Origin of the sequence: Mesorhizobium sp. M2E.F.Ca.ET.209.01.1.1, from assembly GCF_004010375.2 — a bacterium.
Classification (GTDB): domain Bacteria; phylum Pseudomonadota; class Alphaproteobacteria; order Rhizobiales; family Rhizobiaceae; genus Mesorhizobium.
On sequence record NZ_SADP02001367.1, the window covers coordinates 1 to 280 of the forward strand.

Below are 280 nucleotides of genomic sequence, written 5' to 3' on the forward strand. Positions count from 1 at the left end.
GAGGAACATCCCGCCGACGATCCGGTCGAGGCGCGCAAGGCGGTGATGAGCGAGTACGCCGCCTTCGGCCTCGGCAACCCCAACGAATCCCGCACCGTTTTCATGACCGAGAAGACCAAGCTGCCGGAAGGCCGCAGCTACGAGGACATGGAAGAGGGCAACCCGGCCATGAAGGTGCTGATCAAGCGGGTGGAGGCCTGCGTGGCCGCCGGCAAGCTCAAGGGCGACCCGCGCGCGATCGCCACCATGCTGTGGACCGTCGGCCATGTCCCGATCTCAC

Annotated in this window: 1 protein-coding gene; it reads left to right on the forward strand. The window is 66.4% G+C overall.

Annotation, left to right across the window (positions count from 1 at the left end; genetic code table 11):
* Window positions 1-280, forward strand: a 280-nt coding sequence (locus tag EN852_RS40430; RefSeq protein ID WP_135880018.1) for a WHG domain-containing protein, incomplete at both ends; no start/stop codon positions are given.